The following is a 15,314-nucleotide window of genomic DNA, read 5'->3' as shown; positions in this document are numbered from 1 at the left end:
CAACGTATGGCGCCCTGATATGAGATTGTTATGACTCGCATTTATCCACACTTCGTCGTTGCCAAATTTGGCGGAACCAGCGTCGCTGACTTTGACGCGATGAGCCGTAGCGCCAGCCTTGTCCTTGCTGATAAAAACGTCCGTCTGGTTGTGTTATCCGCCTCCGCTGGCGTCACCAATCTGTTAGTCGAACTGGCAAGCGGTCTTGAAAGCCGTGTCCGGCTGGACAAAATTGAAACCCTGCGCTCCCTGCAATACAACATCCTTTCACGCCTGAAACAGCCCGAAGCGATTGGTCAGGAGATCGATCGTCTGCTCGATAACATCCATCGCCTGGCTGAAATGGCGGCCGTTGCCCGTTCCGCCGCGCTGTGCGATGAGCTGGTGAGCCACGGGGAGATGATCTCTTCCCTGCTGTTTGTAGAGGTATTGCGTGAACAGGAGGTGGAAGCCCAGTGGTTTGATGCCCGCAAAGTGATTCGCACCGATGACACGTTTGGCTGCGCGGCGCCGGCGATAAGCGCCATCGCCGCGATGGCGGAAAACCACTTACGTCCGCGTATCGAACAGACGCTGGTCGTGACGCAGGGGTTTATCGGCAGCGACGCGGCCGGACGCACCACTACGCTTGGTCGCGGCGGCAGCGATTACACCGCCTCCCTGCTGGCGGAGGCGTTGCAGGCTTCACGTGTGGATATCTGGACGGATGTCGCCGGGATCTACACCACCGATCCCCGCATCGTTCCCCAGGCGAAGCGTATTGATAACCTCTCGTTCGCCGAAGCCAGCGAAATGGCGGCCTTTGGCGCCAAAGTGCTGCATCCGGCGACCCTGCTGCCCGCAATGCGCAAAGATATTCCGGTTTTTGTCGGCGCCAGCAACAACCCGTCAGCGGGCGGCACGCTAGTTTGCCGCGATGTGGCGACGCCGTCGCGTTATCGCGCCCTGGCCGTGCGCCGTCAGCAGACGTTATTAACATTATCCAGCGTAAACGCGCAGCCCGCGCACCGCTTTTTAGCCGACACGTTTGCGATGTTATCGCGTCATGAAATGGCGTTCGATCTGGTGACGACCTCGGAAACCAGCATCGCGCTTATCCTCAACGCCACCAGCGCCACCTCAGGCGAGGCCGATACGCTGACCACCGCGCTGCTCACCGAGCTGTCGTCGCACTGCCATGTCGAGGTCGAGACCGGGCTGGCGCTGGTCTCGCTGATTGGCAATGGGCTCTCCGAGGCCGCGGCGGTGTGCAAAGAGGTCTTTGCTGAACTGGAAAACCACCCGGTGCGGATGATTTGCCACGGCGCGTCTCGTCATACGCTCTGCTTCCTGCTGCCAGCGCCATTCGCAGACAGCGCAGTCAAGGCGTTGCACCGTAGCCTGCTGGAATAACCGCCAGGAAAAGCGGCCTGCGCCAATACCGCCCTGGCCAACACGGCGGGCGCGAAAAGGCCGCTTATCACAGCGACCTGCGCCCGCAATGATGTGGCGCGTTAAAACCGGGCCATGCTTCTGGCCCGGTTGCATTTCGCCTCACCAGGGCCAGGCCCTGTTTTCATAATCAATGAAAAGATGCTTTTTATCGTGACGGTGTTGTTCGATGACGTTAAGCATGCCTTTCACGCTCGTCCCGACATCAATCTCCGCCTCGACGGCGCCATCCAGCGTTCCCATTAAAGTGGCGACCCAGCCCGGGTGAAGCGATATCACTGTCTGATCCCCCTGCCTGATGTCCATATAGAGACAGCGCGCCAGCATATTCAGCGCCGCCTTACTGGCCCGGTAGAGTTCCAGCGCGGCTACGGGTTCGGTATAGCCTGCTATGCTGGCGCGGTGCGACGACATAAACACCAGCGTCCCTTCAGGCTCAAGCAACGGCAACAGATGCCTTGCCAGACGCGCCGGGCCAAAAGCGTTGGTCATCATGATTTGCCGGAACTCGGCATCCGTTGCCTGCATGACCGACTGGTGTAGTGGGCCATATATGCCGGCAACCATAAAAATGATGTCGAATCTGCTTGCTGCAAGCCTTGCGATAAGCGGGGCGATATGCGACGCCTCCGTCACGTCCAGCGCTCCGGTAGCGAGTCTGTCCGGGTATGCCGCGCTAAGGGCGTTAAGCGACGCCCGCTCAGCCGTAGGTAAATGGGTGGCGAAAACGTTCCACCCCTGTTGCAGGTACGCTTCCACCAGCCCTAATCCCAGCCCCTTATCGGCGCCAGCGATTAAAATGCTTTGATCTTTCATTCAATTCTCCTGCTTACTGCGCGGTATAACCGCCATCAGCCATCAATACGGTTCCTGTAACAAAGCTGGCTTTCGGCGAAGCCAGCCAGACAATGGCTTCGGCGATTTCCTGCGGCTGCGCCACGCGTCCAAGCGGGTGCGCGTGGCCGTAACTGGCAAGCGTTGCGCGGCTGTCTTCGACGATGCCGGAAAGCATATCGGTTTCGACAACGCCGGGCGCCACGGCATTAACGCGGATGCCCTGCTCCGCCGCTTCCAGCGCCAGAACCCGGGTTAGCTGGGCAATGGCGCCTTTGGATGCGGAGTAGGCCGCCGTGGTCTTCATGCCGACCACGCTAACGATGGAGGCTACATTGACGATGGCCCCCTGCTGGCGGGGTTGCATCGCCTTAAGCGCCTCTCTGCAAAAGAGAAAATACCCTCTGGCATTAACCGCCATAATGCGGTCCCACTCTTCCGCCGCGGTTTCCGTCGCGGGTTTATTCAGGGTTATTCCCGCGTTGTTGATAAGCATATCCACCTGCCCGAACGCCGACTGCGCGAACGCCACCGCGCTGACGACATCCTGCTCGCGGCTGACATCGCAGACCTGGGTGATAATCCGCTCGCCCTGCGCCAGGGAATGCACGGCGGGGTCAATATCCAGCGCCAGGATCTTCGCCTCATGGCTGATAAGCAGGTTTATCGTTGCCTTACCGATATCGCCTGCCGCCCCTGTAACTACCGCAACCCTGTTCTTTAGCCCTGCGTAATCGGTCATTGTTTATTCCTCCGGAATGGGGGCACCTCATTGCACTGCACAGCGTCTTGCCAAAATGATGGCTGGCCGCGAAGCATGGTTTTAATAAGCCAGCCAGACGACTCAGGCGGATGCCGCCTGAGATCGCTTCCTGACTTCGTTGGGAAAAGGATAAAAAACCCGCCCCTTTGCAACAATGACACTGGCTGTACAAACATTGCCTTTTCCTGTCAAAATCTCGCTGGCAACGTTGTTTTCAAGCGCGTAAATTATCTTTTTTTCTATTTCAGGAGGCGTCGTGTCCGGGCTTACATCAGCGCTCACGCAAAAAATGATTGCGGCTTTCCTGGCGCTGACGCCGGAAGAAGGGTATTCGCGAACCTGCATGAACGAGATAAAGCTGTTGCGGGTTAATGAGTCCATGCCGCACACGCCCGTGCTTTATGAGCCGTGCATCGTCATCGTCCTGCAGGGGAAAAAAACCGGGCTGCTGGGTGGGCAAGAATTTGCCTACGATCCGCAACACTATCTGGTCGTTTCCGTCCCTCTCCCTTTTACCAGCCAGACGGTCGCAAGCCAGGAGACGCCGCTTCTGGCGATGTCGATATCGCTTAATGTCGCGGTGATTGCCGAAATACTGATTGAACTGGGGGAGCCGCGCGCCAGTGGCGATGAAAAACCGGGGCCGCTCTTTTCTTCCCCACTCGGCGATGAACTGACCGATACGGTTTACCGTCTCCTGACCGTGGTCTCTGATGAGGTGAAAGCCAGGGTGCTGGGGCCAGGTATTCTCAAAGAGCTCTACTATCGGGTGTTGATGGATGAACAGGGCGCCTCCGTCAGAGCGGCGCTTTCCGGCAAAGGGCATTTCAGACAAATTGCGGCGGCTATCCGCACGCTGCATACCCGATTTATGGATAACCTTGACGTCGAGGCGCTGGCAAAGGAGGCGGGAATGAGCGCCCCCTCTTTTCACCGTCATTTCAGGGCCTTTACCGGCACCACGCCTATGCAATATTTGAAATCCATCCGGCTGCACCAGGCGCGCTTTCTGATGGTAAAGCGAAATATCACGGCCAGCGAAGCGTCTCTGAAGGTGGGTTACATCAGCCCGACACAGTTCAGCAGAGAGTTCAGGCGGTTCTTTGGACACCCGCCGCAAAAGGAAGCGCAGCGTTTACGGTATCTGTTGAAAGTCAAAGCGGAGTCGTACTGGCCAGATTAAGATGCCGCATCGTGCGCCGATATGTCTGACTGCCATTGCCCTGCCCGCATGAAAAGCGCCTCACGCCGTCGCGTTCTTCTTTTGCATGACGGCAGGTTCCCCGCCTTCGCGCCAACCGAGGCGGGGCTGCCGGCAATGCTCAGGGCCGCGCGGCGGTGCCGTCCGGTAAACGGGCATTGGTCCACTCCGGGATGCCGCCGGAGACCGGGTATTTCGCTGCCTCTTTCAGATTGATATCGACGCCCAGCCCTGGACGGTCGCTCAGGTACGCATACCCTTTTTCCACTTCCGGACAACCGGGGAAGACCTCCATCAGCGCGTCGTTCACCGGGGTATACTCCTGCACGCCAAGATTGGTGATGCTCAAATCGATATGCAAATTGGCGGCCACCCCGACCGGTGAAATATCGCCAGGGCCATGCCACGCCGTGCGCACGCCATAAAGCTCGGCAAAGGTCGCCAGTTTTTTAGCAGGCGTAATGCCGCCGATAGTGCTGACGTGGCAGCGGATATAATCGATAAGCTGGTTCTGGATAAGCGGCTTCCACTCGTTGATCTGCGTGAAGAGCTCGCCCATCGCTATCGGCGTGCTGCTTTGCGCGCGCATTTTGGTAAGCCAGTCGATATTTTCCGGCGCAACCGGGTCCTCCAGGAAAAACAGCTGATAAGGCTCCAGCGATTTCGCCATTTGAATGGCAGCTATCGGCGTAATCCTTTCATGAACGTCATGAATAAACTCTACGCCGAAGCCAATCTTATTGCGCAGATGCTCGAACAGGCGCGGCACCGCCCGCGCATAGGCGTCCGGGTCGAAGTAAACGCCCGGCGTCCGGGCGCGCGGCGAGGCTTTCGGCTGAATATTACGGGCTTTGGCAAGCTTACCGGCGATAAGCCGCAGGTCATCGGTGCCCGCTCCGCCATACATCCCCATCTGGCAACGCACATACTGATACCCCTCCTCCATACGGGCGAGAATGGCCTCTTCCACCTCCACCTCGTCAGCGCCGTCGCAATGACGATAGAGCGCCACCCCGTCGCGGCACTTACCGCCGAGCAGTTCGTACACCGGCAAACCGGCCACCTTTCCTTTCAGGTCCCACAGCGCGATGTCCACTCCGGATAAGGCGTTATTCATCACCGGGCCGTTGCGCCAGTAGCCGCTAACCGCCGCCGACTGCCAGATATCTTCAATGCGGGCGGGATCTTTGCCCAGCAAAAAGGGCTTCATGTACTTGTCGATAGCGGCGGAAACGGCATGAATACGCTGAGTAAACGTGGCGCACCCCAGGCCGTACAGCCCCGGCTCGCTGGTTTCAATTTTCACGACCACCAGGTCAATGCCGCCCGGCGCCGTCAGTATCGTTTTTACATCCGTTATTTTCAGGTTGCTCATGAAGTTCCTCGCGTATCTTGTATGATGTCCTACATGTTAAAAATATTAAAAAGCCCGAGGCGGGCTTTTACAGACAATCAGTTGTGGCGTACGTCTTTAATGGCATGCACGTTATGGGTCATAGCGCTGTTAAGCGTCTCTGTCGCCAGCGACGCATCGCGGTTTTTCAGCGCCATATAGACTTTGATGTGCGCCTCTACGCTCTCAAGCGTTATTCCCAGCACCCGGTTTAGCTCTTCCAGGTAGTGAACATAGATGCCCTTCAGCGATTCCATTACATGAATGAAGATAGAGTTATGGGAGGCTTTAACAATCGCCAGGTGGAAATCGTAGTCCGCCAGCGAATATTTTTTGTAGTCATCCTTGTTAACCAGCATGCGGCTTAGCGCCTTTTCAAGCTCCTGAATATCCTCGTCCGTGGCGTTCTGCACGGCGAGTTCCATGCAGCGAAACTCCACCGTCTGGCGAAACACCCGCATATGGTCAAACTCTTCCTGGGAAAGATGAAGAATGGGCTGGTTATCATTAAACGCGCCGTAGCGCGCCGCATCGCGGGTCACATATGTCCCCTTCCCCTGATGCGTAATCACAACGCCTAAATCACGCAGCTTCTGAACAGCGCTCCTGACGCTTACGCGGCTTACCTGAAACGTGGCCGTCAGTTCCGCTTCGGAAGGCAGCTTACAGCCAGGCTCCCAGACTCCCTCCTGGATGTTCTTTTTCATCTGCTCATAGATAACATCTACAATGTTATGCTTTTGCACACTTTCCAGCGTCACGTCTTTAGCCTTTATTGTACTTGTCCTACATGTTCGAATTTTTAACGCGTCCGGCTGTTTATGACAAGATAAATTTTGCGCGTCGTTTTGCCGCCCTGGCGCTAAGTTAATAAATATGATTTAGTATCAATAATATAGTGAAAATCCACGCAGCTTTTCCGCCTGTCCTTGTTAAATATTTGTGAGTTAACCGTCATTTTCTCACCTCCGCAATTGCCGTCGCAGCCCGCCTCCAGTACAACCATTATCATTAACTTGTTAGTCATGTTACATGAGGAAAAAATGGGCAATCTTTTCGATCTCACAGGTAAAACGGCGCTGATAACAGGATCCACCCGCGGCCTGGGCTTCGCTTATGCCGCCGGGCTGGCGAACGCGGGCGCTTCGGTTATCCTGAACGGCACCAGCGAGCAGCATATGGACAAGGCGCTGGCTGAGCTTAACGCACAGGGTTTCAACGCCCGCGGTTTTCTCTTTAATGTCGCCAGCGAAGAGGAAATCGAGCACGTCTTCAGCCAGCTTGACGCGGAAAATGTGCATGTCGACATCGTCATTAACAACGCCGGCATTCAGTTTCGCAAGCCCATGCTGGAGCTTGCGCTGAGCGACTGGCAGCGCGTGCTGGATGTAAACCTGACCAGCGCTTTCCTGGTGGCACGCGCTGCGGCAAGACGCATGGTGGCCCGTAAAAGCGGCGGGAAAATCATTAATATCGGCTCGCTCACCAGCGAAGCCGCAAGGGCGACCGTCGCGCCCTACACCGCAGCCAAAGGCGGCATCAAGCTTTTAACCAAATCCATGGCGGCGGAATGGGCGGCTTATAACATCCAGTCCAACGGCATCGGCCCGGGCTATATCCTCACCGACATGAATGCCGCGCTGGTCGAGAATAAAGAGTTTGACCAGTGGGTACGCAACAGCAACCCCTCCGGCCGCTGGGGCAAACCCGAGGAGCTGATTGGCACCGCTGTCTACCTCGCCTCTTCCGCCTCCGACTATGTGAACGGGCAAATGATCTACGTCGATGGCGGCTGGCTCGCCACCCTTTAATCGCCGGCTCGCTTCCTGCGCTGAACGCCGGGACGCCGCCTGCCGCTGACTGAAAAAAGGCTAACGAATGAACGCTAAACCTACTCGTACCCGATTCTCAGTGCTTACCCTGCTGTTTATTGTTACCGCTATTAATTATATGGATCGGGCGAATCTCTCTGTGGCGGGCTCGCACATTCAGGGTGAATTCGCCTTATCGGCCACCCAGCTTGGCCTGCTTTTTTCGATGTTCACCTGGTTTTACGCCATGAGCCAGATCCCGGTGGGCTACCTGCTCGACCGGATCGGCTCCCGCTGGCTCTACGGCAGCGCTATTGTGCTCTGGAGCGTATTCACGCTGCTGATGGGTCTGGCCTCTCACCATTTTTTCACCACCGTCACGGCGTCATTCATGATGTTGCTGGCCTGTCGCGCGCTGGTGGGCATCGCGGAAGCGCCCTCGTTTCCCTCTAACACCAAAATTATCGCGACCTGGTTTCCTGACCACGAGCGAGCCCGGGCGACGGCAACCTATTCCAGCGCGCAGTACATCGGCCTTGCGCTGCTTACGCCCGCGCTCTCGTTTATCGTTAGCCGCTGGGGCTGGGAGATGTCGTTTTATATTTCAGGTCTGGTGGGCATCGTCTTTGGCATTTACTGGCTTATCGCCTATCGCGACCCGCAGCACAGCAAACGCGTCAACCAGGCGGAGCTGACGTTGATTCGCCAGGGCGGCGGCTATGGTTCAGCATCTCAGGGAACCGACAGCCGCGTCGACTGGCCCTCCGTGCGCTACATCTTACGCCAGCGCACCACCTGGGGGCTTTTCATCGCGCAGTTCGCCGCCTCGTCCACGCTCTATTTCTTCCTGACGTGGTTTATCGTTTATCTGGAAAAAGGATTGCATCTCTCTATCGACAAAGCGGGTATCGGCGCGATGTTCCCTTATCTTATGGCGATGGCTGGCGTGCTGTGCGGCGGCACTCTGAGCGACCTGTTGCTAAAACGCGGCCGCAGCCGCACCTTCGCCCGCAAATTACCGGTAATGACCGGCATGCTGCTGACCTGCTCCATCGCGCTGGTTAACTTCTTTCAGGAAAGCCCGGCGATCGCCATTGCCATTCTCTCTGTCGCTTTCTTTGCCAACGCTTTCTCGAATCTGGGCTGGGTGGTGTGCAGCGATGTCATTCCCCGCCATCTGATCGGCACTATCGGCGGCTTTTTGAATATTTTCGGTAACCTTTCCGGGATCGCGAGCCCCATCATCATCGGGGTGATCCTGCAGCGCACCCAGAATTTCCAGTATGCGATGTGGTATATCGCCGCCGTTGCCCTGGCGGGCTTTCTCGCCTACCTGTTCCTTGTCGGCAAAATTGAGGTCATGACGCCGCCCGAAGCTGAGCAGGAAGCCGGGGAAAAGGAAAAATTTAACACACCGTCTAACGCGTAGAGGGACATCATGCAGAATAAAACTGTTAAAGCCGTTATGGTCAAAGGGGCGCGTGATGTGCGCCTGGAAACTCACACTCTCGCCTGGAATGAGGATCAGGTTCTGGTCAAAGTAGAGCGCGGGGGCATTTGCGGCTCTGATATCCACTATTTCCAGCATGGTCGGGCTGGCATGTCCGTGCTCAAATCGCCGATGGTGCTGGGACATGAATTTGTCGGCATCATTGAGCAAGCGCCGCGTGAAAGCGCCCTGAAACCCGGCCAGCGCGTGGCCATTAACCCTTCCCAGCCCTGCCAGCAGTGCGACATTTGCCTCAGCGGCAAACAGAACCTGTGCCGCGCAATGCGCTTTATGGGCAGCGCACAGTTTTATCCGCATGTGAACGGCGGATTCGCGCAATATGTCGCGGTTAATCCGGCGCAATGCGTGCCCTACTCCGAAGCCGCAAAACCTGAAACAATCGCTTTCGCCGAGCCGCTCGCCGTCTGTATTCATGCCGTTAAGCAAGCGGGCGATCTGACCGGCAAGCGCGTGCTGGTCACCGGCGCAGGGCCGATTGGCTGTCTGGTTATCGCAGCGGCGCTTGCCTCTGGCGCAACCGAAGTTATCGCCACGGACATCAGCGCACGCTGTCGGGCGCTGGCGCAGGAGATGGGCGCGTCCTGCGCGCAGGATCCGCGTGACGAACAGGTCATTGAGGCATGGTCGGCGAATGGCGGCGCGTTCGATGTCTGTTTTGAAGCCTCCGGCGCCTCTTCTGCGGTGGCGTCGGTGGTGGGCTATACCCGCCCCGGCGGCATTATCGTGCAGCTCGGCATGGGTGCGGCTGAGGTAAACTACCCTGTCGGGCCGCTGCTGGTGAAAGAGATCCAGCTGCGCGGCTCGTTCCGCTTTATCGACGAGTTCACTACTGCGGTCAGATGGCTGGAGGCAGGGAAAATCAACCCGCTGCCGTTACTCTCTGCGCAATTAAACATGGAAGAGGCGGTCGCCGCGCTGGAACTCGCCTCTGATAAAGAACGCGCGGCGAAAGTACAGCTGGTATTCTGACTTTAAACCTCATAAGCCGCGCCGTACGCCACTGCGCGGCTTATCTTTTCTGTAAACGCCCCGCTACGGCTGCCATGTCAGCTCGTCCCCGGCCATTTTCTTATCCAGATAATACGCCGCGCTGATAAGCGCCAGATGAGAGAGCGCCTGCGGGAAATTACCCAGCGCGTTGCCGAGGGGATCAAATTCCTCCGCGTACAACCCCAGATGGTTGGCGTGGATCAGCACTTTTTCGAATTCGATGCGCGCCTCTTCTAACCGGTCGGCGCGGGCGAGGCATTCGACATACCAGAACGAGCAGGCGACAAAGTAACCCTCTTCGCCGTGCAGCGAATCCGCCGGCGTTTCGCTGGCGATATAGCGGCGCACCATGCCGCCGCGCACCAGTTTGTTTTTAATGGCGTCGAGGGTCGCCAGCCAGTCGGGGTCCTTGGCGCTGACGAAGCGAAACAGCGGCATCAGCAGCATGGAGCCATCGAGATCGGCGCCATGGCGGGTCGAGGTAAAATGGCCGAGATCCGGGTTCCAGAAGTGGGTCCAGATATCTTCGCGGATAGCCTGGCGCACGCTTTCCCATCGTTCATAAGGCATCGACAGCGAGCGTTTAGCGCCAAGGCGCAACGCCCTGTCGAGCGCCACCCAGCACATCAGGCGCGAGTAGAGAAAGTGCTCCGGCTCGCCGCGCATCTCCCAGATCCCGGCGTCGGGGCTGTTCCAGATATCGCAGACGTGATCGACCAGCCGGATAACGTGCTGCCAGCCGCGATGCGGTATGCCGTCGCCATATTTTGTCGTGAGATAAAGGGTGTCCAGCAGCTCCCCGTAGATATCCAACTGGCGCTGCTGGTAAGCGCCATTGCCGATACGCACCGGCGTTGAACCGAAGTGGCCTGCCAGGTGCGGCAGTTCGTGCTCCTGTAAATCGGTGCCGCTGTCCAGCCGGTACATTACCTGCAATCTATCCGGCTCAAACTGGCTGTTCTCCATGCAGGTGCGCACCCAGTGGCCGAACGCTTTTGCTTCATCAATATAGCCAAGACGGATAAGCGCATAGCAGCTAAAGGACGCGTCACGGATCCAGCCGGCGCGGTAGTCCCAGTTGCGCTCGCCGCCGATAAGCTCCGGCAGACCGAACGTGGCGGCGGCGGCGATGGAGCCATGTCGTGTTGAGCTTAAGAGTTTCAGCACCAGCGAGGAGCGGATCACCATCTCCCGCCAGCGCCCGCGGTATTTGTTTTTGCCGACCCACTGCTGCCAGAATGCGAGGGTATCGTGGTGCAGCCGTTCCACTTCCTGCTGCCCCTGCGCCGTCACGGCTTCGCCGCCGAGAATAAAAAAAGCCTCTTCGCCGCAGCGCAGCGTGAACTGGCTGTGCACTGCCCCCTCTTCAGCGGTCAGCGGCACAGAAGCGTTCAGCGTGACGGTTTGCTGATTCTCCGCCTGCCAGAGGGCGGTGTTTTCCAGAACCTGTATATCGGGCGTAAGCCTGGCGTAATCAAACTTCAGGCTACAGCGCATGGTTAATGTCGCCTCGCCCTGCGCCACTTTGACCCGGCGCACAATGCAGGGCTGCGCCTCCACCGAGGCCTGCACCGGCATAAAGTCGTTCAGCTCAACGACGCTGTGCTGCGATAGCCAGCGGGTTTGCAAAATATTGCTGTCCGGCAGATAAAACTGCACGGAACGCCACCCTTCCCCTTGCGGCGAAAGCGTAAACGCGCCCGCGCGCTCGTTATCCAGCAGGGCGCTAAACAACGAAGGGCTGTCGAGTTCCGGCCAGCACCAGAAATCGATAGCGCCTTGCGTGGTGACCAGCGCGCAGGTTCGCAGGTCGCCGATAATACCGTGCTTGCAGATGGGGCATGGAGAGGAGCTGGCGTCGTTGGCAGTCATGTGTTATCCGGCGCAGGGAGAGGCAGTCGTTCAGCAAGTATAGTTGCGGATTCCGGCGGCTTTGCGCTAATGCGAAAAGTGGGATCGCCCGCTGAACGACAGCCGCGTCTCAACCTCTCTTCATCAGGCATCATCGCTATCGGCTGAGAGCGTCAGCGGCTTATTCTCCTCCAGCTCCTCACGCCGCGCCGCCAGCGCCTTGCTAATCGACTGATAAGCGGTGCTGCCAAGCGCCAGCCGCAAAGGCGGCGCGGGCAAATCGGCCGTCAGGATAATGGCCTCCACCGTTTTCGCCGCATCGCCTTTAATGGCAAAGTCGCCCGAGGCGATGGCGCGGCGCATCTCGTCTGCGGGCGTATTCTCATAGCAGGGCAGCGGCGCGGCCTGGTCAAGACCGGTTGCGAAACTTGTCGCGGTCGGGCCTGGCTCGACTATCAGGAAATCAATGCCAAACGTCGCCACCTCCTGGGCCACGGATTCGATAAACCCTTCAATGCCCCATTTGGTCGCGTGGTAGAGGCTAAAGTTGGGGTAGGCTATCTGCCCGCCTTCAGAGGAGATTTGCACAATTCGCCCGCCGCCCTGCGCGCGCAGGTAAGGCAGCGCGGCGCGGATAAGCTGAATGGAGCCGGTCAGATTGGTGGCTATTTGCCGCTCGATTTGCGCGTCGCTCACCGCCTCCGCCACGCCAAACAGCCCGTAGCCCGCGTTGTTGACCAGCACGTCAATGCGCCCCGCCTGGTCAAAAGCCTGCTTCAGCGCAGCCCGCGTCGCTGCGGTATCGGTGACATCCAGCATCACTATGCGCAACTGCTCGCCATAGCGCGCCTGCAAATCATCCAGCGCGCCGGGCCTGCGCAGGGTGGCGATAACGCTGTCGCCGCGCGCCAGCAGACGCTCTGTCAGTAAACGGCCAAGGCCGGTTGAGGTGCCGGTAATAAACCAGGTTTTTGCCATTTTTCCGCTCTCCTGTAGTAAAAACGTACGCCTTTGAGCTTATGCCAGTATGATTGTCAAAATAAGCCACGCTAAACTGCATGAGGAGGTGAAATGCATTCACCAGTTAACCGGCCTACGCTTGCCGATCTCAAAGCTTTTATGGCGGTGGCAGAAGCGCGAAGTTTTCGCCGGGCGGCGGAACTGACTGGCGTCACCCGCTCTGCGCTCAGCCATGCCATTAAGGGGCTTGAGGCGCGGCTGGGCGTTCGTCTGCTGCACCGCACAACCCGAAGCGTGGGCTTAACCCAGGCGGGCGAGCAGCTGTTAACGCGCATCGCGCCGCATATTGCCGGGCTGGAGCAGGCGCTTGAGGAGACAGCCGACACGCAGGGGCAGCTGATAGGCACGCTGCGCATCAACGGCAGCGAAGAGGCGATTCGCCTGTTGCTTGCCGCCGTCGTGCCCGCCTGGTTGCGCCGTTATCCTTCGGTAGAGCTCGATTTAGTGGAAGATGGCCGGCTGGTCGATATTGTCGAACAGGGGTTTGACGCCGGCATACGGCTTGGCGAAGCCGTACCGGCGGATATGGTCGCCGTGCGCATCGGGGATGCGCAGCGTTTTGTCACGGTCGCGTCTGCGGACTACCTTGCCCTGCACGGTTCGCCGCTTACTCCGCAGGATCTTTCCCGGCACGTCTGCATTCGCCAGCGGTTGCCGGGCGGCAAGCGTTACCGGTGGGAATTTGGCCAAAAAGGTGAAGAGGTGGCGGTCGATGCGCCTGGCGTCCTGACCCTGAACAATTCGCGCCTGATGGTGGATGCCGCCGCGGCGGGCCTTGGCATCGCGTATGTGCCGGAGCTCAGCGCGCTGGAGGCGTTAAACGCCGGCAGGCTGGTCAAGGTGTTAGAAGCGTGGTGCCCGGAAATCCCCGGGCTGTTTCTTTACTTCCCGGCGAACCGCCATATTCCCGCCAGCCTGCGGGCGTTTATCGGGATAATCAGGGAATACAACGCGGGCGACCTGCCTCGCACGTCCCAAAGAGAGAGTGATGAATAAACCTGTTATTGCCTGCCTGGACGCGTCGTCTGCCGCCCGTTCCGTATCCGACTACGCCGCCTGGGCGGCGGCCACGCTCGGCGCGCCGCTCGCCCTGCTGCATATGCTGGCGGACGTTGACCGCCCTGACGTCATGATCGGTGAAACGTCGCTGACAGCGCAGCTCGGGGAAATCGAAGCGGAGCGGCGGCGGTTACGCATGGCGCAGGGCCAGGCCTTGCTGGCTGAGTGCGCCGCGCGGCTAAAACCGTCCGGTTATGAGACGGCGCAACGGCTGCAAAAACAGGGCTCGCCTGCCGAAATCCTGCAAGAACTGACGGAAGCGCGCCTGCTGGTGCTCGGCGATGATGGCGCGCGCCACCCGGTCGGCAGCCCGCTGGAGAGCCTGATTCGCCTGCATCGCGGAACGGTGCTGGCGGTGCCGGAGACCTTCACGGCGCCATCCCGCGCCCTGTTTGCTTATGACGCCAGCATTGAGTGCCGCAGACACCTGGCGCGCCTGACGGCGAGCCCGCTGCTCTACGGCATGGAATGCCATATTGTGATGGTAAACGGCAATGCCACCGCGCTTCAGAATGCCTTTGAGGCATTACATAAAGCGGGCATCCAGGTGCAGGCGTTTATGCTGGAGGGGACCTCGGTGGCCGACTCGCTCTGCCGCCATGCGCAAGCGCATAACATCGACCTTATCGTGATGGGCGCCTGGGGACACTCGCAGCGGCGGCGCTATTTTATCGGCCGCCACGCGGCGGAAATGCTGTTCCGCCGCCGCCTGCCGCTGATGCTGCTGCGCTAAAAACGCGGCCGCCGGGCCACGTTTTGCCGCTATTTCGCTGGAAACATAACCGCCAGCGAGTCGAGGAAATGGTATTTTTCCGGCCTCAGCGTGTTAAAACTTCTGCCGCCATCCTCTTCTTCGCGGATGTTGACGTTTCCCGCCTTCAGTTCCGTCAGCATCCATGCCAGGAAAGCGTCTAAATCCGGCGCTACGGCAATTTTTCGCGCTTCATCACGACCAAAGTTGATAACCTGCCCCGGGGCGCCCAGCACGTCGGGATCGAGATCGATACCCAGATAATTTCCGCCCCAGTCCGAGGCGAAAGGCACCCATCGCGGATTGCTGTATTCGCATTTAATATGCCCCCGGGGCGTGGACGACATGCCGCTGTTCATCTCTGCCCACTCCAGCGGCGAAAAGCTTTCGGCAACCTCCCGCCAGCTTTTTAACTCCTGCATCACCTGGTCGAGCGGCAGAAAACTCAACCCGTACCACGGACCGCTGTTCGCCGCCATTTTTTGTCCGTCGTGCCAGCGATAAAGCGAGAGAAAGGCTGGCGGAAGCGGCGCGCCAGGCAGCATCGCCTGAAGGGCTTCCAGCGTTTGCGCATCGGCGCCCGGGTTAAGATCCGCCGCCACTTCAGGCAACGTTTCCGTTAGCCATCGTTCCAGTTCATCAAGTAATTGCATGGTTTTCCCTTTTTGCCTGCGTCAGCCCGTATCGTGAAGCGCTGCGC

The 15,314-nt window shown here is 58.5% G+C and carries 15 protein-coding genes; 7 read left to right on the top strand and 8 right to left on the bottom strand.

The features are described from left to right. Positions 1–30 precede the first annotated feature (30 nt). Positions 31–1,392 carry a lysine-sensitive aspartokinase 3 gene (gene lysC / locus ACU4F7_RS10075; RefSeq protein WP_481638563.1) on the top strand — a complete coding sequence of 454 codons (1,362 nt, stop codon included), beginning with the start codon at positions 31–33 and terminating at the stop codon, positions 1,390–1,392. Between the two features lie 141 nt (positions 1,393–1,533). Here the strand turns inward: lysC and ACU4F7_RS10070 are convergent, their stop codons facing one another. The 3 genes from ACU4F7_RS10070 to ACU4F7_RS10060 all read right to left on the bottom strand — a co-directional run bounded on the left by ACU4F7_RS10070 (position 1,534) and on the right by ACU4F7_RS10060 (position 3,409). After that, positions 1,534–2,247, bottom strand: a complete 714-nt coding sequence (locus ACU4F7_RS10070) for an SDR family oxidoreductase (protein ID WP_481638562.1) — start codon at positions 2,245–2,247, stop codon at positions 1,534–1,536. A gap of 13 nt (positions 2,248–2,260) precedes the next feature. Continuing rightward, a complete protein-coding gene (locus ACU4F7_RS10065; protein WP_481638561.1) occupies positions 2,261–3,007 on the bottom strand; it encodes an SDR family NAD(P)-dependent oxidoreductase in 747 nt (248 codons plus the stop codon). Between the two features lie 102 nt (positions 3,008–3,109). Next, positions 3,110–3,409: a hypothetical protein gene (locus ACU4F7_RS10060; RefSeq protein ID WP_481638560.1), complete on the bottom strand. Its 300-nt coding sequence runs from the start codon at positions 3,407–3,409 to the stop codon at positions 3,110–3,112. Between ACU4F7_RS10060 and ACU4F7_RS10055 the strand changes: the two genes are divergently transcribed. Then, positions 3,408–4,211: an AraC family transcriptional regulator gene (locus ACU4F7_RS10055; protein ID WP_229701808.1), complete on the top strand. Its 804-nt coding sequence runs from the start codon at positions 3,408–3,410 to the stop codon at positions 4,209–4,211. The two genes, ACU4F7_RS10060 and ACU4F7_RS10055, sit on opposite strands and share 2 nt — an antisense overlap. A 139-nt stretch (positions 4,212–4,350) precedes the next feature. Here the strand turns inward: ACU4F7_RS10055 and ACU4F7_RS10050 are convergent, their stop codons facing one another. Both ACU4F7_RS10050 and ACU4F7_RS10045 read right to left on the bottom strand, forming a co-directional pair. Beyond that, the gene (locus tag ACU4F7_RS10050; RefSeq protein ID WP_481638559.1) at positions 4,351–5,604 is read right to left on the bottom strand and encodes an enolase C-terminal domain-like protein; all 1,254 of its coding nucleotides are present in this window, start codon (positions 5,602–5,604) and stop codon (positions 4,351–4,353) included. Positions 5,605–5,681: 77 nt separating this feature from the next. After that, the gene (locus ACU4F7_RS10045) at positions 5,682–6,383 is read right to left on the bottom strand and encodes a FadR/GntR family transcriptional regulator (RefSeq protein ID WP_024555854.1); all 702 of its coding nucleotides are present in this window, start codon (positions 6,381–6,383) and stop codon (positions 5,682–5,684) included. A 282-nt stretch (positions 6,384–6,665) separates the two neighbouring features. Between ACU4F7_RS10045 and ACU4F7_RS10040 the strand changes: the two genes are divergently transcribed. The 3 genes from ACU4F7_RS10040 to idnD all read left to right on the top strand — a co-directional run bounded on the left by ACU4F7_RS10040 (position 6,666) and on the right by idnD (position 9,912). Further along, entirely contained in the window at positions 6,666–7,433 is a 768-nt protein-coding gene (locus ACU4F7_RS10040; RefSeq protein WP_481638558.1) for an SDR family oxidoreductase, read from the top strand. Between the two features lie 67 nt (positions 7,434–7,500). Continuing rightward, positions 7,501–8,862 carry an MFS transporter gene (locus ACU4F7_RS10035; RefSeq protein WP_481638557.1) on the top strand — a complete coding sequence of 454 codons (1,362 nt, stop codon included), beginning with the start codon at positions 7,501–7,503 and terminating at the stop codon, positions 8,860–8,862. A 9-nt stretch (positions 8,863–8,871) separates the two neighbouring features. Further along, positions 8,872–9,912, top strand: coding sequence for an L-idonate 5-dehydrogenase (gene idnD, locus ACU4F7_RS10030; RefSeq protein ID WP_481638556.1), 1,041 nt, complete (start codon positions 8,872–8,874; stop codon positions 9,910–9,912). 63 nt (positions 9,913–9,975) lie between these two features. Here the strand turns inward: idnD and ACU4F7_RS10025 are convergent, their stop codons facing one another. After that, positions 9,976–11,805: a glycoside hydrolase family 15 protein gene (locus tag ACU4F7_RS10025; RefSeq protein WP_481638555.1), complete on the bottom strand. Its 1,830-nt coding sequence runs from the start codon at positions 11,803–11,805 to the stop codon at positions 9,976–9,978. A gap of 123 nt (positions 11,806–11,928) precedes the next feature. Then, on the bottom strand, positions 11,929–12,762 hold the full coding sequence (locus ACU4F7_RS10020; protein WP_481638554.1) for an SDR family oxidoreductase: 834 nt from the start codon (positions 12,760–12,762) through the stop codon (positions 11,929–11,931). 93 nt (positions 12,763–12,855) lie between these two features. Here ACU4F7_RS10020 and ACU4F7_RS10015 point away from each other — a divergent pair, with 93 nt between their 5' ends. Next, positions 12,856–13,800, top strand: coding sequence for a LysR family transcriptional regulator (locus tag ACU4F7_RS10015; RefSeq protein WP_481638553.1), 945 nt, complete (start codon positions 12,856–12,858; stop codon positions 13,798–13,800). Then, positions 13,793–14,596, top strand: coding sequence for a universal stress protein (locus ACU4F7_RS10010; protein ID WP_481638552.1), 804 nt, complete (start codon positions 13,793–13,795; stop codon positions 14,594–14,596). The genes ACU4F7_RS10015 and ACU4F7_RS10010 overlap by 8 nt, the downstream gene beginning before the upstream one ends. Before the next feature lie 29 nt (positions 14,597–14,625). Here the strand turns inward: ACU4F7_RS10010 and ACU4F7_RS10005 are convergent, their stop codons facing one another. After that, entirely contained in the window at positions 14,626–15,267 is a 642-nt protein-coding gene (locus ACU4F7_RS10005; protein ID WP_481638551.1) for an SMI1/KNR4 family protein, read from the bottom strand. Positions 15,268–15,314 lie beyond the last annotated feature (47 nt).

The organism is Franconibacter pulveris, from assembly GCF_056780215.1.
The sequence above is the reverse complement of the archived record's forward strand: the minus strand, read 5'-3'. Positions and strand labels throughout refer to the sequence as shown.